The 25,607-nt window shown below is 42.3% G+C and carries 25 protein-coding genes and 2 pseudogenes; 19 read left to right on the plus strand and 8 right to left on the minus strand.

All coding sequences use genetic code 11. The features are described 5' to 3' along the window. Positions 1–9: 9 nt before the first annotated feature. Positions 10–342, minus strand: a complete 333-nt coding sequence (locus JNUCC1_RS01110) for an alcohol dehydrogenase catalytic domain-containing protein (RefSeq protein ID WP_156643625.1) — start codon at positions 340–342, stop codon at positions 10–12. A 244-nt stretch (positions 343–586) separates the two neighbouring features. Here JNUCC1_RS01110 and JNUCC1_RS01115 point away from each other — a divergent pair, with 244 nt between their 5' ends. Both JNUCC1_RS01115 and JNUCC1_RS01120 read left to right on the plus strand, forming a co-directional pair. Continuing rightward, positions 587–739 carry a hypothetical protein gene (locus tag JNUCC1_RS01115; protein ID WP_156643626.1) on the plus strand — a complete coding sequence of 51 codons (153 nt, stop codon included), beginning with the start codon at positions 587–589 and terminating at the stop codon, positions 737–739. Then, complete coding sequence (locus JNUCC1_RS01120) at positions 733–924, plus strand: hypothetical protein (RefSeq protein WP_156643627.1); 192 nt, start codon at positions 733–735, stop codon at positions 922–924. The genes JNUCC1_RS01115 and JNUCC1_RS01120 overlap by 7 nt, the downstream gene beginning before the upstream one ends. 192 nt (positions 925–1,116) lie before the next feature. On the opposite strand, the gene JNUCC1_RS01125 is transcribed toward JNUCC1_RS01120, so the two are convergent. Further along, positions 1,117–2,085: a glycine betaine ABC transporter substrate-binding protein gene (locus tag JNUCC1_RS01125; RefSeq protein WP_231746933.1), complete on the minus strand. Its 969-nt coding sequence runs from the start codon at positions 2,083–2,085 to the stop codon at positions 1,117–1,119. Positions 2,086–2,706: 621 nt separating this feature from the next. Here JNUCC1_RS01125 and JNUCC1_RS01130 point away from each other — a divergent pair. The 4 genes from JNUCC1_RS01130 to JNUCC1_RS01145 all read left to right on the plus strand — a co-directional run bounded on the left by JNUCC1_RS01130 (position 2,707) and on the right by JNUCC1_RS01145 (position 7,901). Next, positions 2,707–3,990 carry an IS110 family transposase gene (locus JNUCC1_RS01130; RefSeq protein ID WP_156643628.1) on the plus strand — a complete coding sequence of 428 codons (1,284 nt, stop codon included), beginning with the start codon at positions 2,707–2,709 and terminating at the stop codon, positions 3,988–3,990. 1,003 nt (positions 3,991–4,993) lie between these two features. Then, positions 4,994–6,103: a mandelate racemase/muconate lactonizing enzyme family protein gene (locus JNUCC1_RS01135; RefSeq protein ID WP_156643629.1), complete on the plus strand. Its 1,110-nt coding sequence runs from the start codon at positions 4,994–4,996 to the stop codon at positions 6,101–6,103. 1 nt (position 6,104) lies between these two features. After that, positions 6,105–6,830 (plus strand): GNAT family N-acetyltransferase, encoded by a 726-nt coding sequence (locus tag JNUCC1_RS01140; protein WP_156643630.1) that lies wholly within the window; start codon positions 6,105–6,107, stop codon positions 6,828–6,830. A gap of 144 nt (positions 6,831–6,974) precedes the next feature. After that, positions 6,975–7,901: a prenyltransferase gene (locus tag JNUCC1_RS01145; protein WP_156643631.1), complete on the plus strand. Its 927-nt coding sequence runs from the start codon at positions 6,975–6,977 to the stop codon at positions 7,899–7,901. A gap of 58 nt (positions 7,902–7,959) precedes the next feature. Here JNUCC1_RS01145 and JNUCC1_RS01150 read toward each other — a convergent pair. Next, positions 7,960–9,278 (minus strand): annotated as a pseudogene (locus tag JNUCC1_RS01150) (SLC13 family permease). A 194-nt stretch (positions 9,279–9,472) separates the two neighbouring features. Then, positions 9,473–10,540: an RNA-guided endonuclease InsQ/TnpB family protein gene (locus tag JNUCC1_RS01155; protein ID WP_331713709.1), complete on the minus strand. Its 1,068-nt coding sequence runs from the start codon at positions 10,538–10,540 to the stop codon at positions 9,473–9,475. 603 nt (positions 10,541–11,143) lie between these two features. On the opposite strand from JNUCC1_RS01155, the gene JNUCC1_RS01160 reads away from it, so the two are divergent. After that, positions 11,144–12,265: a M20 peptidase aminoacylase family protein gene (locus JNUCC1_RS01160; protein ID WP_156643633.1), complete on the plus strand. Its 1,122-nt coding sequence runs from the start codon at positions 11,144–11,146 to the stop codon at positions 12,263–12,265. A gap of 84 nt (positions 12,266–12,349) precedes the next feature. On the opposite strand, the gene JNUCC1_RS19090 is transcribed toward JNUCC1_RS01160, so the two are convergent. Next, positions 12,350–13,261 (minus strand): GNAT family N-acetyltransferase, encoded by a 912-nt coding sequence (locus JNUCC1_RS19090; protein ID WP_156643634.1) that lies wholly within the window; start codon positions 13,259–13,261, stop codon positions 12,350–12,352. Positions 13,262–13,289: 28 nt separating this feature from the next. Continuing rightward, positions 13,290–14,333 (minus strand): beta-carotene 15,15'-monooxygenase, encoded by a 1,044-nt coding sequence (locus JNUCC1_RS01170; protein WP_156643635.1) that lies wholly within the window; start codon positions 14,331–14,333, stop codon positions 13,290–13,292. Between the two features lie 219 nt (positions 14,334–14,552). Here JNUCC1_RS01170 and JNUCC1_RS01175 point away from each other — a divergent pair, with 219 nt between their 5' ends. Genes JNUCC1_RS01175 through hemQ form a run of 5 tightly spaced genes read left to right on the plus strand, consistent with a single transcriptional unit; the run spans position 14,553 to position 17,394 of the window. Beyond that, complete coding sequence (locus JNUCC1_RS01175) at positions 14,553–14,813, plus strand: DUF2249 domain-containing protein (RefSeq protein WP_156643636.1); 261 nt, start codon at positions 14,553–14,555, stop codon at positions 14,811–14,813. After that, complete coding sequence (locus tag JNUCC1_RS01180) at positions 14,800–15,018, plus strand: DUF2249 domain-containing protein (protein WP_442915408.1); 219 nt, start codon at positions 14,800–14,802, stop codon at positions 15,016–15,018. Before JNUCC1_RS01175 ends, JNUCC1_RS01180 begins: the two co-directional genes overlap by 14 nt. Beyond that, on the plus strand, positions 15,011–16,267 hold the full coding sequence (locus JNUCC1_RS01185; protein ID WP_197431591.1) for a hypothetical protein: 1,257 nt from the start codon (positions 15,011–15,013) through the stop codon (positions 16,265–16,267). The genes JNUCC1_RS01180 and JNUCC1_RS01185 overlap by 8 nt, the downstream gene beginning before the upstream one ends. Before the next feature lie 26 nt (positions 16,268–16,293). Then, positions 16,294–16,593 carry a metal-sulfur cluster assembly factor gene (locus JNUCC1_RS01190; protein ID WP_156643639.1) on the plus strand — a complete coding sequence of 100 codons (300 nt, stop codon included), beginning with the start codon at positions 16,294–16,296 and terminating at the stop codon, positions 16,591–16,593. A 54-nt stretch (positions 16,594–16,647) separates the two neighbouring features. Continuing rightward, entirely contained in the window at positions 16,648–17,394 is a 747-nt protein-coding gene (gene hemQ, locus JNUCC1_RS01195) for a hydrogen peroxide-dependent heme synthase (RefSeq protein WP_156643640.1), read from the plus strand. A 61-nt stretch (positions 17,395–17,455) separates the two neighbouring features. Here the strand turns inward: hemQ and JNUCC1_RS01200 are convergent, their stop codons facing one another. Further along, on the minus strand, positions 17,456–18,685 hold the full coding sequence (locus JNUCC1_RS01200; RefSeq protein ID WP_331713545.1) for a Zn-dependent hydrolase: 1,230 nt from the start codon (positions 18,683–18,685) through the stop codon (positions 17,456–17,458). A 230-nt stretch (positions 18,686–18,915) separates the two neighbouring features. Between JNUCC1_RS01200 and JNUCC1_RS19095 the strand changes: the two genes are divergently transcribed. The 5 genes from JNUCC1_RS19095 to splB all read left to right on the plus strand — a co-directional run bounded on the left by JNUCC1_RS19095 (position 18,916) and on the right by splB (position 22,875). Continuing rightward, positions 18,916–19,128 (plus strand): twin-arginine translocation signal domain-containing protein, encoded by a 213-nt coding sequence (locus JNUCC1_RS19095; protein WP_331713546.1) that lies wholly within the window; start codon positions 18,916–18,918, stop codon positions 19,126–19,128. Continuing rightward, positions 19,092–19,730 (plus strand): gluconate 2-dehydrogenase subunit 3 family protein, encoded by a 639-nt coding sequence (locus JNUCC1_RS01205; protein WP_331713547.1) that lies wholly within the window; start codon positions 19,092–19,094, stop codon positions 19,728–19,730. The genes JNUCC1_RS19095 and JNUCC1_RS01205 overlap by 37 nt, the downstream gene beginning before the upstream one ends. Before the next feature lie 21 nt (positions 19,731–19,751). Continuing rightward, positions 19,752–21,506, plus strand: a complete 1,755-nt coding sequence (locus JNUCC1_RS01210) for a GMC family oxidoreductase (protein WP_156643641.1) — start codon at positions 19,752–19,754, stop codon at positions 21,504–21,506. Positions 21,507–21,590: 84 nt separating this feature from the next. Beyond that, positions 21,591–21,854, plus strand: a complete 264-nt coding sequence (locus JNUCC1_RS01215; RefSeq protein ID WP_156643642.1) for a transcriptional regulator SplA domain-containing protein — start codon at positions 21,591–21,593, stop codon at positions 21,852–21,854. Beyond that, positions 21,847–22,875 (plus strand): spore photoproduct lyase, encoded by a 1,029-nt coding sequence (gene splB, locus JNUCC1_RS01220; protein WP_156643643.1) that lies wholly within the window; start codon positions 21,847–21,849, stop codon positions 22,873–22,875. Before JNUCC1_RS01215 ends, splB begins: the two co-directional genes overlap by 8 nt. 102 nt (positions 22,876–22,977) lie before the next feature. Here the strand turns inward: splB and JNUCC1_RS01225 are convergent, their stop codons facing one another. Continuing rightward, a complete protein-coding gene (locus JNUCC1_RS01225) occupies positions 22,978–23,553 on the minus strand; it encodes a vWA domain-containing protein (protein ID WP_156643644.1) in 576 nt (191 codons plus the stop codon). A gap of 257 nt (positions 23,554–23,810) precedes the next feature. Between JNUCC1_RS01225 and JNUCC1_RS01230 the strand changes: the two genes are divergently transcribed. Together JNUCC1_RS01230 and tnpB are read left to right on the plus strand one after the other, a co-directional pair. Then, positions 23,811–24,080 carry a hypothetical protein gene (locus tag JNUCC1_RS01230; protein WP_156643645.1) on the plus strand — a complete coding sequence of 90 codons (270 nt, stop codon included), beginning with the start codon at positions 23,811–23,813 and terminating at the stop codon, positions 24,078–24,080. A 250-nt stretch (positions 24,081–24,330) separates the two neighbouring features. Then, positions 24,331–25,523: pseudogene (tnpB, locus tag JNUCC1_RS01235) on the plus strand (IS200/IS605 family element RNA-guided endonuclease TnpB). Positions 25,524–25,607 lie beyond the last annotated feature (84 nt).

Consider the following 25,607-nt stretch of genomic DNA (forward strand, 5'->3'; position numbering starts at 1 on the left):
GCTCACTTTTCACTTGCGAAATACATCCACAGCGACATATTCAGCGTATGTCCCGTTCCGCATCATGTCCGGACTGGAAAACACCTCATCACCAACAGAGAACTTAGTCACATCCGATCCAACCTTCTTCACAACGCCCGCGGCATCCCAGCCAATAATCAAAGGGAATTCATATGGTATCGCCTGCTGTAAATAGCCAGCCCGGATCTGCCAGTCCACTGGATTAACCGACGTTGCTTTAATTTCAATCAAAACATCATTTGCCTTTAGTTCCGGCTCTTTGATATCTGTATAATTGAGTACATCCTTATCACCGTATTCTTCCATCACAATTGCTTTCATAGCTTTACCATCCTTTCATTATCTTTATATTTTAACAAAGTGTTATAATATACCAGTATAGAGATCGACGTATTCTCATTCAAGCAAACAAGATTAATGTCTGCTGTTTTAGGCTATGTTACTTATGGGAGGGATAATTGTTAATTTCCATTCATACCCCGTTCATATTTACAAGGTATTATAAGAATAAACAAACGCCATAAGCGTTGTTGACCAAATCAATCATGCAAAAGGAGAGGTTATAATGGTTTACGAAAACAAGCAGGACTGGCCTGAAAAATATGACATCAACAAACTTGTCTCAAAAGAAGAGCACATCAACATGATTATCAACGGTGAAAAAACGTCCGAACGACGTAATGATCGTTATGCTGATCCAGGGATGAGCTGGTGTTAAAAGGACAGGCTTTCGTTATAGAAGATGTCTATCCCCAAAAACTTAAAGACGTCACAGAAGAGGATGTCAAAGAGGAAGGCTACAGTAGCCTCGAACAATATAAGGAAGCCCTAACATCCATTCACCAAAGCGCTGTATGGGACCCTGAGATAGTGGTATGGGCGCATAAATTTAAGAAGAAGTAGGTCTTAAATAAAAACCGGGCAAATGCCCGGTTTTTTCGTTTAAACCTCTTAACTACTGGTATACCTTTTTTGGAATTGTTATAAAGCCCATTTCATTCTGTTGACCAATTGATTCCTCGTTAGTTCTCCATTGATGTTAAAATATTTAAAGTAGCTCCCCTATTAAATCTAGGGAAGCTGTTTTAGTAAAACCTACTCAGCTGTAATCCCTCGTGTCCATTCTTCAACGAGTTCTGGATTGTTATCGATAAATTCACGTGCCACTTTTTCCGGATCTTCGTCATCGGCAAAGACCTTGGGCATGAGTTCCTCAATCATGTCGTAGGTTTCCGTATATTGTGTGATGAGTTGATAAGCTGCCGGAGCATACTCTTTCATTTCATCGTTAGCAACGATGCTAATGTGACCCCCATCTCCACCGTATGTGCCTTTAGGGTCTTCAAGCATTTTCAAGTCCATAACACCGAATGTCCAGTGGGGTTTCCATAATGTGACAACTATAGGTTCTTTCTTATCCATAGCCGTTTGCAGTTCGGTGATCATCGCAGCTTCAGAACTTGTTAATAGTTCCCAGTTATCAAGTTCATAATCTTCCAGAGCCTGCTCTGTCAATGACATGATCCCTGCACCTGCATCGATTCCGGTAATGGTCCAATCAACTTGTTCACCAAGTTCTTCATTGCCTTTTAAGTCTTCTACTGAATTCACGTCTTCCATATAAGTTGGAACTGTCAATGCAAGTGGCGCCTCATCGAGGGTTTGATTGACTTCCTCAACCTCGTCCTTGTATTTGTCCCAATAGGCTTTTTGGCTTTCAGGCAGCCACGCTGATGCTGTGAAGTCAGCAGAGCCATCCGCAACACTTGCCCACATTGGTCCTGTTTCGACCTGCTTAACATCTACGTCATAGCCTATATCTTCCAGTACTTCTCCCAGTAAATAACTTACAACCGTTTCACGTGCCCAGGCAACGTACGGGATGGTCAGCTCCTTCTTTCCAAGTTCGGGCCCTTCATTGTTTTCGTTGGTTGCCTCTTGGTCCCCATTATTTTCTGCCGATGATTGATTGTCAGTGTTGTCATTGTTACCACCACATGCCACCAATAACATCGACAAAACTAAGATCATAATAAATCCTATGAAATGCTGCTTCTTCATCATATCTCTTCAGATCACTCCTTTTTAAGTATCCGTTTTATTTTAATGGATTTCATAATACATTACCAAGAGCAAAAAAACCTGAATTTAAGCAAAAACAAGCTCATGAGAGAATGAATACCACTATACAAACACTCTCTTAGATTTAAGCCGTTTTCGTACAAATTCGTTACCATATACTAAGGCACAGTATAAGTAAACTGCGAACTAACTAGTTAGATCTAATTTGGGATTTTATGACTGCCACTGGCAACCGCTCGGGGAAAACACTCCGCGTCCAGCGGGCGCTGCTGAGCCTCCTCGGTCTAACGACCTCCGGGGTCTCACCGAGGATTTGCATCCCGCAGGAGTCTCCGCGTTTTCCCCGAGCTAGATATGAGAGGTTATTCTCTAACTCTTATGTGAGTAAAACCGTCCAAGCCACTTAATAACATAAAGTGATTGGAGCGGAGGGAAATCGACTCCTGCGGGAACAGCACGAGTCCGAAGACCCCGCAGCGTTACATTAAGGAGCATTCCTGTAATGAAGAAATTTGAGGTTTGAACAGAAAAGAGCCCTCTTGGTATAGTACAGGGTGTCATGATCATGACCCCGAATTAAATAAATACCAAGGAGGACTCGCAATGAATTATAACCAAAATCACAAAATCGCGCAAATCACAGAATCCACATTGATCGTGGGGATTGACATCGCAAAAGACAAACACGTAGCTCGCGCACAAGATTATCGAGGTATTGAATTTGGCAAACGATTGATCTTTGAAAATCGAATACACGGTTATCAAAAGCTGCTTGATTGGGTAGCTAGGCTTCAAGAGAAAAACCAAAAGACACATGTCATGTTTGGCGTTGAACCGACTGGCCACTTTTGGAAGAGTCTAGCCTACTACCTGAACGCCAAAGGTTATGACTTTGTGTTAGTTAACCCGATGCATGTTAAAAAAAGCAAAGAGCTGGACGACAATTCGCCCACAAAAAATGATACGAAAGACGCACGTGTTATTGCACAGATGGTTAAGGATGGTCGATACTCTGTACCGAACCTTCTTGACGGTGTTTATGCCGAGTTAAGGGAAGGGATTAAATTACGAGATCAACTCACCAAACAGCTGATGATTGTCGAAGGACGCATCCAAAACGCCATACAACGGTATTTTCCGGAGTTTGATGATGTGTTTAATGACTGGAATGGTAAGACAGCTATTTGTACACTGCGTGAATTCCCATTTCCATCTGATATTCAGGATATGACCCCTGAAGACGTGCTTTCAACGTGGAAAACAGTCGTTAAAAGTGGTGTGGGCATCAAACGTGCCAATCAGCTTGTCCAAGCTGCCCAGAAAAGCATTGGTGTTCAGATAGGTTTGCGCTTTGCCAGGCAGGAATTACAGACTCTGCTTGATCAATATGAATTGTACAACCAACAACTTGTGTCATTGGATAAAGAGATCGAAACACTTATAACAGATCTACCTGGAGCTAAAGAAATGATGGCTATTAAAGGCATTGGTCCCACGACAGTGGCCACGTTTTTCGCCGAGGTCGGAGACCTCTCCAACTACAGTCATCCCCAGCAAATTGTAAGTATGGCTGGTCTATCCTTAAAAGAACACAGCTCGGGTAAATTCAAAGGGCAAACACGAATAGACAAGCGTGGACGCAAGCGATTGAGAAGAGCGATCTATTTAGCTGTGCGCCCACTGGTAGCACATAATTCGACGTTCAAGACATTGCATCATTATTACACCACGCGTCCCGATCGTCCTTTGAAAAAGCAACAATCTCTGATCGCTTTGTGCGGTAAGTTGATACGTGTCTTATTCGCCATTGGCACGAAGCAGTGTGAATTTGATGGAAGTAAACTACTACAAGGACTACCTGAATTACAAACAAGTCAGGTGGCATGAATATTGATGTTAACTACTCCACGTAGATAAGTGGTTCTGAATGAGCGATTAATAAACCTTTTTAATTCATTTGGGATGTTTCAACAAATGCATCTGATGGCCTTAGGATTGAACAAACACCAATAGTGCAGAGTCGGAGCTTATTTAACCCATTCGGGCAATAGACCCAGCTAAGGAGCATTTCCGACCTCCACCTTGTGGATACGCAGGACGAAGGAATGTATGGATAATAATCCCGTGATACATGGGAGGGTGAGCGACCATAAGTTGTGTGGAGATTTTCAGCACGGTTATCACGTCTCTTGTCACCAAATGTTCACAATTTGGGCGTTAGGATGGCATAGACTACGTCCGAAATTTCCGAAATCAACACCTGATACTCAACCCGCATTCAATATGTCAATGAAGTGTTTGAGTAATTCTAAGAAAGTAAGAGCATTTTGGAGATATTTTAATTATATAGAGGGAGGGTCGACTAAAACCGCCCTTTGCGGGCAACGTCGACATACCCCTTGCCGGGGCAAGGAGGCTAAGGCCGTGCCCGCGGCTAGAAGACACTGTGAAAGTGTTCTTCTTGAACAGATGTCGCACTTGAGCTGTGATAAAGTTAAAGCGACTTCCCGCAGCGGAAATCACGATACTCTAACAAACATATATGGTTCAATTTGGATATATCGGAAATTCTGAGGGTTATATCGGAATTTTTGAAGTGTATATCGGCGTTTTCAACTCATATATCGGAAAATCACATGAAATTGCCATATAAGTCGTAACTTAAAACTTCCCCGAGAATTTTTATGTAGGTTTATAAAGTTTTCTCTGGTTCGCAGTTTGTGTCGACTATGATTTTAACTGTAAAGATGACAATCATTTTGATAGGGAGCTAGTTTTTTACCTAACTGGGTAAATACGGGGGCAAAATCTTTAGGATTGCAATATTTACTAGATACAAGCAGAATAGGAATAATCAATGCACGCTTAATAACAAAGGGAGGGTGAAGTAATGAAAATAACCGCAATTGAAGCTTTTGTAATTGAGTTACCTCTTATTGAACCATTTATCATCAGTTATGCTTCGTTTGACAGTATGCCGTCTGTGATTGTCAAAATCACAACTGACGATGGACGAACCGGCTATGGAGAAGGCGTTGCAGATGAACATGTAACAGGTGAATCCGTGGAAAGTGTCTATCATATGGTCACGAAAACGCTTGCCCCTAAGCTCATTGGTAGGAATCCAATGAATTCAGAAAAGATTCATGACGTTATGAACCGAGCAGTTCTCGGGGCTCCAACGGCAAAAGCTGCACTGGACACCGCCTGTTTTGATCTTGCTGGGAAGGCACTGAAGGTCCCGGCTTATGTATTGCTTGGAGGCAGGTATCATGACAAATTTCCGATCACACATGTTTTGAGCATCGATACCCCAAAACAAATGGCTGATAATGCCCAGAAGCATGTGGAAAAAGGGTATACGTCATTTAAGTTGAAAGTCGGGTACGATGTAACAGAAGATGTTGAACGGATAAAAGCTGTTCATGATCAGGTGGGTCACCAAGCTTCCATTCGGGTGGATGTCAACCAAGGCTGGGAATCCGCCCCACAAACCCTGCAAGCACTTCATGCTCTTCAGAATGTACATCTTGATTGGCTCGAGCAACCCGTGATTGCGGACGATATTGATGCGCTTGGCGAGGTAAAAACAAAAGCTGCATTACCGATTATGGCTGACGAGGCGCTTACAGGGTTTAAATCTATGCGTGAGATTATTGCTAAACGTGCTGCTGACAAAATAAATATCAAATTGATGAAATGCGGCGGCATGTATCCAGCTGCAAAACTAGCTGCTATGGCGGAAATGGCTGGAATGGACTGCCAGGTCGGTTCAATGGTGGAGTCGTCAATCGGCTCTGCAGCTGGTTTGCATGTTGCTTTTTCTAAAAAAGTGATTTCCAGCGTTGAACTGACCGGGCCCCTGATGTTTTCCAAAGACATTGGTGATCTACATTATGACGTCCCATTTATCCAATTGAGTGAACGACCAGGACTGGGTGTGGATGTTGACGAGGACATTCTTGATGAATTAACCGTCTATTCCGAGGAGGTCCGATAGTATGAAAGGTGCGCTGACTGCAGAAGGGGTGCTTAAAACAACAGGAGAAACATTTAAAATTCAGCAGCTACACATGGAAGATTGCGATGATGTGTTGTTGTTACAAAAAAGCGCACAATACGTACTTGACCAGCCTGAGCAGCTTGAAATCCTCTCTCGTGAAGAGGTTAAACATATCTTATCTGGAAATGGTTATATGGCAGGAGCATTTCTGGAGGAGCGACTGATCGCATTCAGAGCCATGCTGACTCCAGAAGTAAATGATCCTGAGCACCTAGGTACTGATGCGGGTCTTCCCTACTCAGCACTTCCGCATGTCATATATTCCGAGATTACCATCGTCCATCCCAATTATCGTGGAAATGGTTTGCAGACTTACATGGGACGGATCGTCTTAAACCATATCGACAGGAACCAGTATCGCTATGTTGCATCTACTGTCGCGCCATTCAATATTCCCAGCCTCAAGGATAAGTTGGTCCTTGGTATGGAAATCATCGTTCTGAAAGAAAAATACGGTGGCAAACTTCGCTATGTATTGTTCCGCGACCTTGATGCAACACACGATCATAGACAGGTCCTCGACAGTCAAACTGTCTCAATGGAAGAAACACATACCCAGGTTCAGTTGCTCGACAAAGGTTACAAAGGCACGTCTTTCAAAAGATCAGATCGTGGATACGATGTAACCTATCAAAAATATGATACGAGTTCCTTGCAGCAATAAGCAGGCTGAGAATAAATTACTAAAAACTAAAACATGCAGTTGTGCATCTGCATGTTTTAAACACTATCAATCTCAAGAAATTTTTCATTAATGTTCATTTTTGCTCGAAAGTTGGTTACAGTCGATTGTAGAGGAGTGAACCCAATGAAACAAGCCGTTTTGAAGCACATCAAAAACACTTGGATGTTAATGCGGTTCATTGCAGTCGCATCTTCCAGTGTCACAACAATCGTTTCTGCCATGCTGCCGCTTTTTTTGTACGGGCATATTTCTAATGAAAAGCTGTTAATCATCTTTTTACTGTTGCTGTTCGGTGGGGTATTTATTCATGGCGTGTTAACACATATTTTAAACGACCACACCGATCACCTCTCAGGAACAGATCAGAACAGTCCAGCAATACTGTCTGGCGGGAGTCGGGTGATCCAAGATGGTATCATTTCTGCTGAAAACCTGTGGCGACTGGGCAAGTTGCTTATTGCTGCAATTTCCATTGGGATTGTTTTCCTTTCGGTTTTTGGATTTTACAAAGTAGCCCTTTTACTCGCCATTGGATTATGGAGCGCCTGGTCGTACTCCCTTCCTCCCTTGCAATTGAGTTATAAGCCATTTGTTGGGGAATGGCTCTCCATGTTTCCAGCGGTGTTTGCGCTTGGGATTGGTGGGCCATGGATAGCACTTGGCACAATTCCTGAATGGGCACTGCAAAATGCGGCAATTAATGCGTTTTTCTGCAATGCTTGGGTGATGGTGCACCACATTCCCGATCGTGATGCAGACAGAGCAGCTTCCCCAAAAAAGTTTACGAGTGTTGTGTGGGCTGCAGATCGCTTTGGTCTGTCTTTTGCCAAATTTCCTGCCTTGCTTTATTTTGGCATGATGGCCTGCTGTGTACTTTGGCTTGGGACAGATCGATTCTGGGCAGCGATTGGTTTAATAACTATCAGTATAATTGCCATAGGTATGCTCTTCAAAATGAAGGTGGACGACCATGAACAGGTTTCCAACTATGAGAAACTCCTATTACTAATGGCAATGGTTACGGGAATTGGACTTGGTATATTTATTTAAACCAGCTTTTCGGGCCTAGGCCCCTAGGTATAAAGACCCAGGGCCTGGGCCCGAATGTTTAGGATGGGTCTTTCAACATGTCCGGAATGTCAGTTAAGTTTAACCCAAACACATATGGCATAAGGAAGTAAATGGCTAATGTGACGATGATAACGCCTATAATATTTAACGCAATTCCAGCTTTAGCCATATCTGGTATTCTGAGATAGCCCGAACCGAACACAACCGCGTTTGGCGGTGTTGCTACTGGGAGCATGAAGGCACTGGAAGCAGCAACTCCCGCAGCGATCAACAAGGCAAAAGGATGCACACCCAATGCCACTGCAAGTGATGCCATGATAGGATACATCATTGAAGCTGTTGCTGTATTAGACGTGATCTCGGTCAGGAAGATCACGAGACCTGCTACAGCTGCAATAATAAGAATTATGTTAACGCCTTCCAGCACACTTAGCTGATTCCCGATCCATTCCGATAAACCCGATTCTTTAAAACCTGCCGCAATAGAGAGACCGCCCCAAACAGGAGTAAAATCCCCCAAGGCAGCTTGACAGCTGTGTTCCAGTCGAGGAGATAATCACGTTTTTCGGTTCTGGAGGGGATAATAAATAGCACGAGGGCTGCTGACATCGCAATAATTGCATCGTTGATATTTTCATTAATGTTAGTCAGAACAAAGGACCGACTAATCCAGGATAATGCTGCTAGGACGAACACTACTAAAACGGCTTTCTCTTCAAACGAGGCTTTTCCCAATTTATTTTTTTCTTCATTAATAACCTTTTTGCCACCGGGAAGCTGATTTAATTTTAAGGGGTAAGCCACTTTTACCAAGTAAATCCAGGCAATGAAAATAAAGATCCATGCAACCGGCACACCAAACAGCATCCATTTAGCGAAGGACAATTCAATACCATATAATTTCTCAATACTTCCTGCCAAAATGGTATTCGGTGGTGTACCTATTATTGTTGCAATACCACCAATTGAAGCTGAGTAGGCAATACTCAACATTAACGCTTTACCAAAGCCGAAGTTCTCTTTAGATGTATCGATTTCACTGTCTTCTTTCAATTGATCGGATACTTGATAGATAATAGCTAGACCAATCGGTACCATCATCATGGATGTGGCGGTATTCGAGATCCACATGGACAAAAACCCTGTTGCAACCATAAATCCAAGAATAATGCGTTCTGTATTGGTGCCTATAATAGAAATAATGTTTAGCGCAATCCGCTCATGCAAGTTCCACTTCTCCATAGCAAGGGCAATCATAAACCCACCCATAAACAGAAAAATGGTGTCATCGCCGTATGCCGAAGTGGTCGCATCTATGTCGAGTCCCTTTGTCAGTGGGAATAGAATAATAGGCAAAAGTGAAGTAGCAGAAATCGGAATGGCTTCTTTGACACTCCCACAGCTAAAGCAGTGGGATTCTCGAGTGCTAAGACGTTCGCAGTCCCTTTCGGTTTTGAACTAGCCTCAAGTTAAGGGGGTTGCCATGGCCCCGTCCAACTGCGTTATGAATTGTACCGCAATTGGCGGTATACCTGTTACCGGTACACAAGTTATATAACTTGTTTATGTTTGGAGATGCCTGACAGGGCTTTTGCGATATTGATGCTTGCATTTAAATCCGCGTGGTTTTTATAGCTGCACTTTTTACATTTGAACCTCAAACCATTGCGGTTTTGCTTGTCACAATTTCCGCATTTACATGTTTGCGATGTATAATTTGGCACGACATATTCAACCCAGATGCCTGCCATTTCTGCTTTATACTGAATGAATGTCTGAAGCTGATGGAAACTCCAATTGTTTAGGTTTCTGCCTGCTTCTTTTTTTGATTTAGCCATGCGAATACCTGTTAAATCTTCCATTCTGATCAGTCCAACACCGTTGGACCTGGCAAACCGTATGATTCGACGGGATATGGTATGATTCATTTCTCTCATCCAAAGCGACTCTTTATCTTTTGATTTTTTGATAGCTTGAAGTTTTTTCAGCTTGCCCAGCTTGCGTCTTCTTGAAGAAAATCTTCTTCTTTTGAAGGCTATTTGATTGCCTTTAAAAAATAAACTTTTCGTGCCGACACTGCATGTGGCGATGTTTTTCAACCCAAGGTCAATACCCAATACCTTCTCGTTGGTCGTTTTTTCTACGTCATAGGAAATGGCAATTGTCACAAACCAGCGGCCTCTCTTTTTAAAAAGGTCAACCGTACCTTGTTTGGCTTCACCGTTTAAAATCTTATCGAGCCATTTTTGCTGAAACGGTCGGACGACCAAAGGCACGCCGATACGTTTTTCAAGTGTCGGGAAGCTGATTTTATAAAGGCTGTCATATTCTATTTTGGCGTTTTGGTTATTGAAAGCACACCAGAGCCGTTTATATCTTTTCGCTTTTTGGTGTCCCTTTTGACTTTTTACATCCCGAATCGTTTGATTAACAACTGCTGAGGGCAGTTGTTTGTTGGATGAGAACAGCTTGAAAACTTTGGATGTCGCTTTGTTCAGATCGTCATAAGTCAAAAGCCAATTAGCGAAATCCGTGTTTGTTTGTGTCATTGTTTGAAACACATTTTGTTTTTCTATTGTCGGCTTTAGCAATTCTACTTTCAGAGAAATTGTTGGCACCATTTCACCTCCTCAACTGTATTATATCAAATCAAGAACATATGTTCCAGTTTTATTTTAATTATTTTGAACCTTTTATTTTTAAGATCATGTCTTAATATATTCGCTCTCATCCCACACCTGAAGGAATGGGCTTTCCCGCTCATTAGTACGGTAATCCACCAAACAGCAATCCACATCGTGCTTGCAAGGATGGCCTGTCCTGATCCAGACAAATTCTCAGGATGAAAAAAAAGGAGAGTTAGTATGAACAGGATTGGACCTAAAAACAATCCAATCAATTGACCCGTCTTATAATAACGGTGTTTTCCACCCCCGTTGTTTCCAGATGAGCTATTACTACCCGTGTTTGTGCTGGAAGTTCGAGTTGAATTCGGTTTCACAAAAAAGCGTACAAGATCCTTAGCCTGAGCATCTTTTTCCCAAAACCAATTCCACGCTGCCGATAACATTTTGGAGCCTCCTTTGTTTTTTAGCTATTTAACAGATTACCTATTTAAGGAAATTTGAAACACTTATAGCAAGATACATGTACGAACGCATTGACATGCACAAGGTTTTGAAGGAAAATAGCGCAAAATACCATTTAAAAAGGAGTTTCATATGACCAGTCTGCACGCTCGTGTTAAGGAAACCTTTAATTATTTACATCAAAATGCTGAGATAAGCTGGGGTGAACAAGAAACAACAGACTACATTAAATCACTACTGAAAGAGCAGGGTTGCGACACTACCACTTTCAATGACACCACTGGGATTATTGGAAAGTTTGGCACCTTTGATGGTAACCGTCCTGTTGTAGCTATCCGAGCCGATATGGATGCTTTATGGCAGAATGTGAGAGGAACTTTTCAAGCTAATCATTCATGCGGACACGATGCCCATATGGCAATGGTACTTGGTTTACTGTGGAAAATTGCTGCAGATCCTTTGCTTAAGGATCAGATCGCCTTAAAATTTATTTTTCAGCCCGCTGAAGAAGTGGCTGGAGGGGCATTGAAAATGGTCGAAAAAGGGGTGGTTGAGGATGTGGATTATTTATTCGGCGTTCACCTCCGCCCCATCGAAGAAACTGCGATGAATCATGCGTCACCTGTTATTGTACATGGGGCCAACACTGCATATACGGTAGAAATCAATGGAACTGATGGTCATGCAGCACGTCCGCATCTAACTACAAACGCGATTGAAGTGGTTTACGAAATCATGGCCCACCTTTCCAGTATTCATTTAAATCCACGTGTACCACATTCCGTCAAAATAACCAGCATGACTGCAGGCGGTAAAAACACGAATATTATTCCTGGGGCTGCCAAGTTTACTATAGATATGCGAACACAGGACAATCCTACAATGGATGACTTGACAGATAAAGTCCGGGGCATTTTTAAGGCTATAGCCGATCTACACGAAACAGATATTTCGATTACAGATATCGAACATGTTCCAGCTGCTGAATTAAACGAGGAAGCAATCCGTATAATGGAAGAGGCTATCTCTTCAGTTCTAGGTGGTGATCAAGTAGACTCCCCGCTCATCACCACGGGCGGAGATGACTTTCATTTTTACACCATTAAACGGCCTGAATTAAAGGCTACCATGCTTGGGTTGGGCTGCGACTTGCACCCCGGTCTGCATCACCCCGACATGACATTTAACCACGACGCTCTCATCAACGGTGTAAATATTCTATACGAAGCTATAAGAAAAACATACAAAATCTAGCCAATTACAATACTGGCAACAAGTAACAGGAGCCGGGCCCCAGGTTAATAGACATAGGGGCCTGCTCTGTATACTGATATGAGATTACCGAGATTCGATCATGTATAGGGCCTGAGCTGAATCGAATCTTGTGAATTGGTCTACTTGCTCCATCCCTAGTCTTTCTAGTAATTTGCGGGAGGCCTTATTAGCAATTTGTGTTTCTGCGACGAGTCTTGGAAGTTTCAAATGTGTAAAACAAAAGGTGATAATTTCACTTGTAGCTTCTGTCGCCAAACCTTTTCCCCACCATTTTGGCAACAGTTGATAAGAAATTTCATAATCCTCGTTAGAATGGTGCATAGCCACATTCACGAGACCAATAAATTCATTCGTTTGCTTTGAACGTATAACCCAGTTCCAGTCATCCTCATTCGTTTCCAGCATTTTTCGGAATGTAATTTTAATATCATCCACTTCACATGCACCGCCTAAATACTGCCTGACACGTACATTTGAATACAAATTCACAACTTCTTCAAGGTTATCTGATTGGATCGGAGCAAGAACACACCTTTTTGTAATAATCGTGTGTGTGCCCCAGTTTAAATGAGACGCTCCTTTGACAAAATCCGTTAATAAATTCCGTTCATCTGGATAAGTTAATCCTAAATTTGTTATATCATCAGCTTTTTTCCAATCAATTTCATATACGAGACCATCAGGATCTTGTATATTTGCTTCTCCACCGCAAATTCTCACTTCAAAGTACTCTACCTCTACAATGTAATCATCCTGTATGGTCTTTTTAAAAAATAATGGTCGCAAAATGCTTGCATCATACCCTGTTTCTTCCTTTACTTCACGAATGCAACATTCTTCATTAGTCTCACCAGGTTCCCTCCCACCAGAAGGAATAGACCATAATTTTTCTTCTTCCAGTGTGCCTTGTTTTATCATGAGCAACGAATTATCTGCATTCAAACAAATAGCTGCAGCTCCGTACCACTTTTCCATTTAACCAAGTCCCCTTTGAATGCACCGTTTAATGATTCATTTTTGACTTTACTAGCGTTCTAAATCTTCTTGGATCATCCACTCGTATCGCAACCCGTTCATATTCCTTTTCGAGTCCCATTATAAAAGTCGCCTTAACGGGATGTTTAAGTTTCAAAATAACATCCGGTGTTGCTTGTTCAAAATCACGGGCTATAAATTCAATTGTATCTTTAGAGACTTTTCTCTTTAAATCCTTGGGTGCATCAAATATATCTTCAATATCAGTCCACTTAATCTCCATGCGTTTCATGAGTCCCAATGATATATATAAACCTTCATCATTAACGTTTAACGGGTTTAGACGAACCGCCTGTATGTCTGCGATGATCAGCATGATTGAATAAACATTGAGCACCAATAAAATAACTGACAACAAAAAATACTTATCATACAGCCAGAAGTGTATCCCAATGGTTTCAAATAATATAGCATGGATCAGCATAGCTTCCCATGCGATTTGACTGGATTTTTTATGTAAAGTAAATGTTTGACTGGTTAATTGCGGACGTCTTTTCCAGCTGGCCAATGCGTAATAGAACATTAATAGTTCCGAACAAATAACTTTAACAATAGGTCTGTTTTTCACTCTATAATCAACTGCTTGTGGAAATGCAAAAACAAGTGGCAGCGAACTGCTCTTTGAGGCTCTCGTAATTTTTGGCATGTATTTAAACAATGTAAAAATGACAAACAACTCTAGTACTATAATTAGACCTTCCATTATAAATCCGACCAAAGTTATGGTTGCATATGGAGCTAGGAATTCCATTGGTATAAGGAAACGTACGAGTATCAGACCTCCAGCAGTTGTAATAGCAATATGCTTCGGGTCCCACTTGCGTCGCCATACACAAAATAAAACTGGCAATACCAAAGCCAAGTCAATTATTGAGCCAATCACTATTCTATTAGATGTTTCCGTCAACACGTCTCTCCCTATTGCCGTGTGATACAAACTCAAGTTTACAGCCACCACTAGGAAAATAAAAATGAGCCAGATATGATGAAGAGATTTTTGATTTATCCCCATATTGTATAAACTCCTTTTGTGGAAGCTATTAAAAGTTATGACTATTGTAACACACACTCTTCAGAGATCCTTAAATAATTAGAAGTCATCATCCACCTCTCTACATTTGTGAAGTTTCTATGACGATTTATCTAGAGTGTGACACAGGTCACTGCTCATCTAGTTGATAATGATTATCATAGTTAGTAAGAACTGATTACATAATGTAAAGGTGATGTTATGGCTGAATATGAAAATGTATTGGAAGTCGATGTTCGAGAAGACCTTCGCCTAAAGAAAGAGCCATTCGACAAGATTATGACAGCTGTCAAAAGCCTCAAACCAGGTCAAACACTTGAGCTGCATGCACCGTTTAATCCCGTGCCGCTGCATTCCGTGTTAAAACGCCGAGGCTTCACCCATGAAGCAGAAAAATTAGAACGCAAGCACTGGAAAGTCATCTATCGCAAAAAGGAGGATGAAATTAATGAACACAATTGATAATCGAGGTCTTGAACCACCTGCCCCAATGATGCGCACCCTAAAAACGCTTGATGGTATGCAAGATGGGGAAACATTGGCGATCATTAATGACCGTCGCCCGATGTTTCTATATGAAGAGCTGGATGAGCGCGGGTATAAGCACGAAACCGAACCGCTTGAGGACGGCAGTTTTCAAATTACGATCACCAAGCAAGGTGATTAAGATGATACCTGGTGGTTCGCTGAACTCAAGTACAAACATTAAAATCCCTTTATCTTTTATCATACTCGGCTTGACTGCATTTGTCGGCGCACAAATCATCTTACTGTTCAACTATGGAGAGTTGTCCATAAGCCAATTCAGAACACCTGCCGTTTGGTCGGGAGCCCACGTTCTCTTACTTGGGTTTGCCGTCATGGTTGCAATGGGGGCGATGTATCAGCTGGTACCTGTTGCGTTTTTAACACCAATTTGGAATGAGACATTTGCTGTCATCCAACTCGTCATTACAGCCATTGGTTTTGGTGTCTTCAGTGTACTTCTTTTTGTGAATCCCGGATCAGCGGTTTACGGTGGTGCTTGTGCAGTAATCGGTATACTTTTTTTTGTTTTCCAGATGTTTAAAACACTGCTTGTTAAACAAGACAAAAATACGATGTTTTTCTTTGTAATTGGTGCTTTGGTCGCTTTGTTTGCCGCCATAATTGGAGGTTTTATGCTAGCTTTACATCTTGCGGGAGCCTCTGCAGGCAATCATCAGCCTATATTATTCAGTCACATAGCGCTAGGTGCCGCTGGGTGGTTTACCTTACTGATTTTCGGGTTCTCTTATAAACTCGTGCCTATGTTCAGTCTCTCCCACGGATACTCAGAGAGCCGCTCGAAACCAGCCTTGCTTTTTTACGGAACTGGGCTTATTATCTTGATCGGTTCATTTTGGACTTCCATAAGTGTTATTAACATGATTGGATGGGGTTTACTCTTTACAGGTTTTCTCCTATTCGCGTTGGACATCAGAGAAATTTTGGCAAAACGTTTGCGAAAAAGGCTTGATAAACCATTTGCCTTTTCCCTATTCGCCATTCCAGTCGGTTTGACGCTTCATGGCCTAGCCTTGGTGTTAAGTTTATTTCACGTAACGAATGCCGCAGTATGGAGCTGGCTCGTATTTCTTTATGTGATGGGCTGGGTTGTTTTAAGTATTTTAGGTTATTTGTATAAAATTGTGCCTTTTCTCTGGTGGACACATAAGTATGCCAATATGATCGGCAAGGAGAAAGTACCGACCCTGAAAGACATGATCAATGAAAAAAGATGTGTGTATGTATTATCTTCATTTATCATTGCGGTGCTTGGCATTACAATCAGTGCGTTGGCCGGATCTGGAATGTTTGTTCTTCTCTTCCAGACTGTTCTTGTAGTTACGGCGCTTATATATGCATTATCCGTGATAAAAATTTTCTTTGTTTAATAACCTTCGTGAAAGGAGCTGTACCTATGAGTGACCTTCTGATAGCAAGAGCACGCGCAGCTTTGTTTGAAGTAATAGATCCTGAACTCGGTATTAATATCGTGGACTTGGGGCTTGTATATGATGTTCAAGTCAATGATGATCATGCCACCATAAAAATGACGCTCACAACACCTGGTTGCCCACTCCATGACAGCATTAAAAATGGTGTAAAATCACGACTGATGCTGATCGATGGCATTAATCACGTCACTGTTAATCTCGTCTGGGAACCGGCATGGACACCAGCCAACATGAGCTCACGCGCGCTTGAAAAACTCAGCTAAGCTGACGAACGAATTTGTATAAACATTTACTAAACTTTATTGAGGGGTGTTAAGATGGTTGAAACAGTAGAAACATATGATGGATGGTATGCACTGCACGATTTCCGCACTATGGATTGGGAAAAGTGGGAACATGCTTCTGAAACGACTCGCGAAAAAGCGTTGCATGAACTTCGTGCTTTACTAGACCAATGGCAAGTGGTTGAAGATCAAAAACAAGGCAGTCACAAGCTCTATTCTATCGTCGGACAAAAAGCTGACCTTTTGTTCATGGTCCTAAGGCCGGAAATGAAAGACTTAAACCAGCTGGAGAACGCATTGAACAAAACGGCTTTTGCTCATTTTACAAAGCCAGCCTATTCTTTTGTCTCGATCATTGAAAAAAGTTCTTATACCAAACCTGAAACAGATCCTTATCAGAACCCTGACATGGTGAAAAAACTATTCCCGACAATTCCGAACGAAGACTATATTTGTTTTTATCCAATGAGCAAGCTGCGAGCAGAGAACCACAACTGGTATCAGCTTGAAAAAGAAGAACGGGGCCGTATGATGTTCGACCACATCAAAACAGCCAAACCGTTTACAGAAAACGTAAAACGAATTATCACTGGTGCTATGGGTCTGGATGACTATGAATGGGGCGTGTCTTTATTCTGTGATGACCCACTCCATTTCAAAAAGCTCATCTATGACACACGTTTCGATGAAGTCAGTGCCAGGTATGGCATATTCGGTTCATTTTATATTGGACATAGGATTCAACCAACCGACGTCGAACGTTATTTTACAATCAAATGAATTACAACACACGGAGCCAGATCCTTAATTGGCTCCGTGTGTCATATTGTTTGAGGCGTCACTACTTTCCCAAAACCAATTCTTTGATGGCAGTATAAAGAATATCAACACTTTTGGCGATATCCGCTGGTTCTGAGTATTCTTCTGGGCAATGGCTGAGACCATTTAGACTTGGGATAAACAGAAGACCGGTTGGGGTTACATCAGACAGTACCATAGCGTCATGTCCCGCTCCACTGTTCATATTAAGATAAGTGATGTTGTGTGTCTTACTTGTCTCTTCCAGCAGATGCTTTATCGACAAATCGAGTGCTTTGGGTTGAATATACAATTGTTCTTCAACATGGATCTTCATACCGTTCACACTATGTGCCTGAATAAGCGTTTTTGTTTTGTCAATGACATTTAAAACCTGTTGCTCCTCCCCGGCTCTGATATCCACTGTAAATACAACTTTATTCGGAATGACATTCGCCCCGTTTGGATACACTTGAAGCTTTCCTGTTGTGATCACAGTGCCATATCCTTCGTCGATGGCAAGTTCCGGTAACTGTCCAACCATTTTTCCTGCCGTGACCATCGCGTCTTTGCGTTTTTCCATAGGGGTTGTCCCTGCATGCCCGGCCTTCCCTTCAATTGTCACTTCCAGCTGCGCCAGCCCTACGATGCCCTCAACGATGCCAATGGGGACTTTTGCTTCTTCCAAAACAGGCCCCTGTTCGATATGCATTTCCAAAAAAGCCTTGATTGTCTTAGGATCCCTTTTTCTCGGCACTTCAGTGTTTACGCCAGCATGTGTCATGGCCTCTCTTATAGAGATTCCGTCATTGTCCGTTGTTTTATTTAAATATTCTTCTGTTAAATTGCCCACGATTCCTCTTGATCCCATCAGTCCACTTCCAAAACGTGTGCCCTCTTCTTCTACCATGGCGATAACTTCCAAGGGATGCTCAGGCGTGATCGCGTGTTCCTGAAATAATGCAGCAACTTCTAGACCAGCCACGACACCTGCCGCACCATCATAAGCACCGCCGTTCGGAACACTGTCAAAATGAGAGCCGATGATAACACTTGGGAGGTCTGTCCCACGCCCTGGTAATTTTCCAAACACGTTTCCCATTCCGTCCTCGTATACCAAAAGTCCATATGTCTCCATCTGTTCTTTAATGTATGCTCTCGCTCCCAGGTCTTCTTTGCTGTAGCTTAGTCGTGTTACCCCCTCCCCAGGTGTTGATGTAAACTTGCTTAACGCTTCAATGTGCTTAGCAATTCGTTCTACATTCGCTTCCACTAGACCTCTTCTTTCTCAAGAAAAATATGGATTTCTTCGTAAAAATATATTTCCATCATACCAAGAATCAAATAACCAATCAAAATACCAATGAGATCGTTATTTCTTACTACCAAAAGACAATAAAATCATGAGTGATGTGATGAATGCTTTTTTGTATAGAGATGGAAACAGTTGGTTAGTATAAGTGTGACTTATTTATCGTGATAATGGTTTAGGAGGTTCGCATTATGACAGATGAACAAAAAGATGCATTGAGTCGGAGAAGGTTTATAAAGAACACTGGTATGGTTGCTGGGGGTGTGGTTGGCGGATCATTGCTCGGGGGCTCTTTACGAGTCAATTCCAGACAGATGAGAAGGCACCTGTCACTACAGATCAAACTGAAAATCTGCATTACGCCAGGATGTTCTTTAGTCGACAAGAGGATTTCGCTATATTAGCCGCTGCAACAGAACGTATTTTCCCTAAAGACGAGACCGGGCCTGGCGCCATTGAATTGGAGGTTCCTTATTTTATTGATAAGCAACTGGCAGGTTACTGGGGTCTAAATGGAAAATCTTATATGAAGAGTCCATTTTATCTGAACCTGCAGACACATGAATACCAACACAAAAACCCAGACCAAGATAAGTCTGGCCCTAACACTGACACTCAGGCACCTACACCAATTCCAAGACATCAATCAAGGTTGAACCGTGGCGAAATCTTTATGCAAGGCATACGCCGTATCGATGAAGTAAGCCGAAAAAGACATGATAAGAAGTTCGTTGACCTAGAAGGCACTGAACAAGATGAAATTTTGCAGGCATTTGAATCAGGGGAAGTCAAAATGAATGGTGTCGCTTCAGTAACATTCTTTAGTCTCTTGAAGCAAACCACAATTGAGGGTGCTTATGCTGATCCGGTTTACGGTGGGAATAAACACATGCTTGGCTGGAAAATGAAAGAATATCCAGGGCCGCGGATGGGCTATACGAATGAAATTGAAGAAGAATCCTTTATAAAAAAGAAACAACTGAGCTTAAGAGATTATCAATCCTAAACATCGCTTGGAGGTTTAAATATGGCTAAACAATTGGATAAAGTAGATGTCGTTGTAGTTGGTACCGGCTGGGCGGGCGGAATCGTTTCTGCGGAATTGGCGAAAGCCGGGAAAAAGGTTGTAGCCCTTGAACGCGGTGAATACAGAAACAGACAAGATTATATCGGAGTCAAAGACGAATTGCGGTTTACGAATCGGTTTGAAATGATGCAAAACCTATCACATGAAACTATTACATCGCGAAATACACTGGATGAAACAGCACTTCCTGTACGCACCCGTGATGAATATATGGCCGGAACGGACTTGGGTGGCGGCAGTGTGCACTGGGCAGGTGCAACGTATCGTTATTGGCCGTATGATTTCGAGATATACAGTAAAACAGTTGAACGATACGGTAAGGATAAAATCCCTGAAGGCATGACCATTCAGGATTGGGGCATCACCTATGATGAGATGGACAAATACTATACCCGCTTTGAAAAAACAGCAGGGATTTCAGGGGAAGAAGATCCACTAGGCGCAAAGAGATCGGAAGGCTATCCAAATCCGCCTTTGAAAGAAACACCGCCTCTCCGTTTATTCAAAGACGCTGCCAAGAAATTGGGATATCACCCCTATCAGGTAGCAGCTGGCAACCTCTCACAAAACTACGAAAACCCTGATGGAGAGGTCTTAAACGCATGTATGTATTGCTCCTACTGTACACAGTACGGCTGTGATTTCGGAGCAAAGTCCGACCCGTTAGTATCTGTCATCCCTACTGCTCAGAAAACGGGTAATTTTGAAGTACGAACCAAGGCCAATGCCCGGCGCGTTCTCTATGATGGTGGCGGCAAGGCAAACGGGATCCGATATGTAGATCTGGATACCGGGCTGGAATATGATCAACCCGCAGATGTCGTTGTGCTGGCTGGGTTCACTTTGACGAATAACCGTCTCCTAATGTTGTCAGGCATTGGTGAACAATATGATCCCAAAACCAGAAAAGGTGTCATTGGACGTAATTTTAACGGACAATTTAACCTGACTTTTCGTGGAGCAAGAGGTTACTTTGACGACAAGAAATTCAATCTGTATATGGGGGCCGGCGCACTTGGAGCGACTTTAAGTGATTATGCGGCTGATAACTTTGATCATTCCGATGTAGACTTCATTAATGGCGGCGGTATTGAACTCAGACAGTACGGTGACGGAGCAATAGCCAGTAATCATGTTCCCGACGGTACACCTAAATGGGGATCTGAGTTCAAGAAAAACTCGGTTTACTATGCCTACCGTAATCTCTATGTTTGGTACACCCCTGCCATTATGTCATGGTGGCATAATTATTTGGATCTTGATCCGACCTATAAAGATGATTTTAATGATCCATTAATTCGTATTACCAACAAATACACCGATCAGGATCGTAATATCGCTCAGTTCGGAGTTGAAAAATGTACAGAAATTGTTAAAGAAATGGGTGCTGATATAATAGACGAAGATACAATCCCTGAAGAGTTTGACCACATCTATCAAGGTGGACACTATGCTGGTGGGGTGATTATGGGTGAAGACCCGGAAACTTCCGCAGTCAATAATTACTTGCAAATGTGGGATGTAGAAAACTTGTTTGTCGTTGGTGGGTCTGCGTTTCCGCAATTCGCTGGACACCATCCGACTTCAACTATTGGCGCTCTTGCTTATCGTGCTGCAGAAGGTATCGAGAAATACTTGAACAACGGCGGTGGAAAACTGGTTTCAGCTAAACAGAAAGATAGTCAACTATCATAATTCACCACATTGAATAACTTGAGGTAAATGGGAAAAGTTAAGGAGGCTGATTTATAGAAAATACCAAGGAGGTCGAGGCCCAATATGGAAATCAATCAATCTTTCCAGCCTGGCGAAGTGGTTTATATCATTATACGTAATCCCCATGCTCAAGATGTCGCCCATGTGCAACAGGCAGCTGTTGTTCAGGACCCTGAGAGCCATACAGGTTTGTCTCTTTTCATTCATGAAACTTATTTTCCCTTGACAGAGGAATTTGCAGTGTATCAGACTGAGGAAGAAGCAGAACAAGCTTATCAAGAAGCTTTTGACTCTCCTGATACTGGAGGAGAAACGTATTATGGTTAGGCCCTTTGTACCGCAGCTTGTCTATGTTGAACCAAGGGCATTGGAATATCCGCTTGGCAATGAACTCGTTGAAAAGTTTAATAACATGGGCATTGAAATCCGTGAAACGACATCTCACAACCAAATACGTAATCTACCTGGAGATAACCATTTTCAAAAATACCGAACGGCCAAGTCAACCCTTGTAGTCGGACTGCGCAAAACATTAAAATTCGATACATCAAAGCCATCCGCGGAATATGCGATCCCCTTTGCTACTGGCTGTATGGGGCATTGCCACTATTGTTATTTACAGACAACAATGGGCAGTAAACCTTATATTCGCACATATGTCAATGTAGATGAAATTTTTGATGCAGCGGAAGCCTATATGCAAGAACGCGCTCCGGAAATCACCAGATTTGAAGCATCGTGTACTTCTGACATTGTAGGTGTTGATCACCTGACACATACGTTAAAACGTGCGATTGAGTATTTTGGGTCTTCAGAGCACGGAAAACTCCGGTTCGTCACAAAGTTTGCCCATGTGGATCATTTGCTGGATGCCAAACATAACGGCAGAACCCGGTTTCGATTTAGTGTCAACGATGAATACATCATCAAGTACTTTGAGCCTGGAACCTCAAGATTGAACGAGCGTATTGAAGCAGCTGTAAAAGTTGCTGAGGCAGGGTACCCGCTCGGTTTCATCGTTGCGCCCATTTATATCCATGAGGGCTGGCAGGAAGGCTACAAAGAAATGTTTGAAAAATTGGAAGCTGCCCTGCCCCAGAAGGCGACGAAAGATTTAACGTTTGAGCTCATACAGCACCGGTTTACCAAGCCGGCCAAACGTGTCATTCAGGAAAACTATCCCATGACTAAACTGGAGTTAGACGAATCCAAGCGTAAATGGAAATGGGGACGCTACGGAATTGGAAAATACGTTTACCAGGATAATGAGCAAGAAGCGATTAAAGACACCCTTGGCGGTTACATTAAATCCTTTTTTCCTGATGCGAAGATTGAGTATTTTACGTGAGAATACGCGGGGGCTCATAACTCGAGCCCCACGTTCACGTAAAGATCGACTTCTGTTGTGTTTCCCTAAAATGACAAAAGTCTATGCCCAAAATGAAGAGCATTAAATTTTGCCTTGCCGGTAATCGACGATGTCTTCATGAAGTTCTTCATACATACTTTGAACGCCCGCATGAGATGCCTCAAATGTTCTGGCACGATCTTTTCTAATCCCAATATTATCCGCTTCTTGAACCGAATCAATATTTGCTCCCATGAAAATGAATTCCCATCCGTGTTTTGCTTGCTGGCATGTAATCATTTCTTTTATCTGACGCTGTGAAAATTCCTGACTGGCATTTTCCATACCATCTGTCGTGATCACAAAAATAACATTCTGATCCTCTTCCTGACACCGAGCTTTTACAGTATTGATGGTTCTTCCCACAGCATCAAGTAATGCGGTCATGCCTCTCACATAATACGTCTCATGAGTTAAGGATGCTTTGTTTGCATGAACCCCGTCATGAATCATTTCATACCGATCATCAAAGAGAATCGTCGTAAGTCTTGTTTCACCAGAAAGACTGCGCTGCTTCTCCACAAATGCATTGAACCCTCCAATCGTATCATCTTCCAAGCCTGCCATCGAACCGCTTCTATCGAGCAGGAAGATAATTTCAGTTACATTTCCAGTCATATGAATCATCCTTTCCTGTTATTCTGTTATAATCATAACGTAAGTCTTAAACAGAATGGTCGCCTTCAAAGCGACATTAAAGGAGTGGATTGAATGCTCAGATCAGAAACAGTTGCATCCCTCATCGATTATGTCCGGCAACATCAAAAATACCCAGCTCTAGAGAAGGAAGTACAAGCTGGGACTGTATCTGAAAATACACTTTCTATTGACCTGAACAATTACATTCAAAAACATCAAAAACCAACTTTCAGCAGGTGCTGTTTCAATATATCGATGAAAAAGGCGAATCCGACTCTGCCATTTATCAGCGGGCAGGCATTGATCACAGACATTTTTCCAAGATCCGTTCAAATGTTGATTATCATCCTAAGAAAAACACTGTAATTGCACTTGCTTTGGCACTAGAGCTGGATCAGGCAGAAGCTGAGGAACTGCTTGAGGCTGCAGGCTATGCCTTGTCAGGTAACAATACTGGGGATTTGGTCATTCAATTTTGCCTTGAACAAAAGATTTATCAAAATTAGGCGAGAAAACGCCTTCTTCAAGCGCGTGAAGGGCAAAGCCCAGTGGTAAGTGGGAGATGAATCGCCTTCGGACAAGGTGTAGTTTTGCTACCTCAATTGTCCGACTGCTCAAAAATCTATATCAATGAGATAAATAGCAGTTGGAGGATAGGCACCAACCAGGCGTTTGTTTCCCCCGCAAAACGTTGCATAATTACGATCACTATGATATAATAGAACATAGGTTCTCGTTCGAGGAGGGTGACTAGCCATGTCCGTCCATAAAGCCTATAATTTTCGTATCCATCCCACTAAAAAGCAAACAGAACTGATCAACAAAACATTTGGTTGTAGCCGTTTTGTCTTCAATCGTTTCCTCGCTGAATGGAATGATACCTACCAAGAAACAGGCAAGGGCTTGACCTATCACGCCTGTTCTTCCGGATTGCCCTTTTTAAAAAATGAATACGAGTGGTTAAAAGAAGTGGACAGTATTGCTCTTCAATCATCGCTTAAAAATCTTGCTGATGCTTTTTCGAGATTCTTTAAGAAACAAACTAAAGCACCGCGGTTTAAATCTAAAAAGAACAATGTCCAGTCTTATAAAACGAAATACACGAACGGTAATATTGCGGTTGTCGGCAATAAGATTAAACTTCCTAAACTGGGATTGGTTAGATTTGCCAAAAGTCGTGACGTTCGTGGACGTATCATAAACGTCACCATAAGAAGAAACGCGAGCGGCAAGTATTTTGTTTCAATTTTAGCGGAAACAGAAGTCAGCGAACGACCGAAAACGCATACTTCTATTGGTATAGATTTAGGTATCGAAGCCTTTGCCATCCTTTCTGATGGCCAGAAAATCGATAATAATAAGTTCACAGCAAAAATGGAAAAGAAATTAAAACGGGAACAGAAAAAACTGGCAAGACGCGCATTAAACGCTAAAAAGAACGGTATCAATCTCTTTGAAGCTAAAAATTATCAAAAACAAAAAAGGAAAGTGGCGCGTTTGCATGAAAAAGTCATGAATCAGCGTGAGGATTTTCTTAATAAGTTAAGTACGATAACAAGGAGACAGGCTAAGAACGCCACGTCCTGTGGCAACGCCTGCATGACCAACATCCTGTTGGCCCCAACCACGATATCATCTGTATCGAAGACTTAAACATAAAAGGCATGTTACGTAATCACAAGCTGGCAAAAGCTGTCTCTGATGTCTCCTGGTCTCGCTTTGTTACGAAATTACAATACAAAGCTGACTGGTACGGCAAAACAATCGTAAAAGTGGACAGATGGTTCCCATCCAGCCAGATATGTTCCGAATGCGGCCATCAAGACGGCAGGAAATCGCTTGAAACCAGAAACTGGTCTTGTCCTGTTTGCCTGATCCCCCACGACCGGGATATCAATGCCAGCAAAAACATATTAGCTGAAGGCTTACGCATACAAGCGTCAGCTTAAAATGCAGTAAGAACCGCAGGGACTGCGGGGATAGCTTGGTCAATAAGAGAAACCTCTGACTATGGTGTATGCCATCATAGTCAA

The sequence above is a fragment of the Lentibacillus sp. JNUCC-1 genome (assembly GCF_009741735.1).
GTDB lineage: Bacteria > Bacillota > Bacilli > Bacillales > Amphibacillaceae > Lentibacillus_B.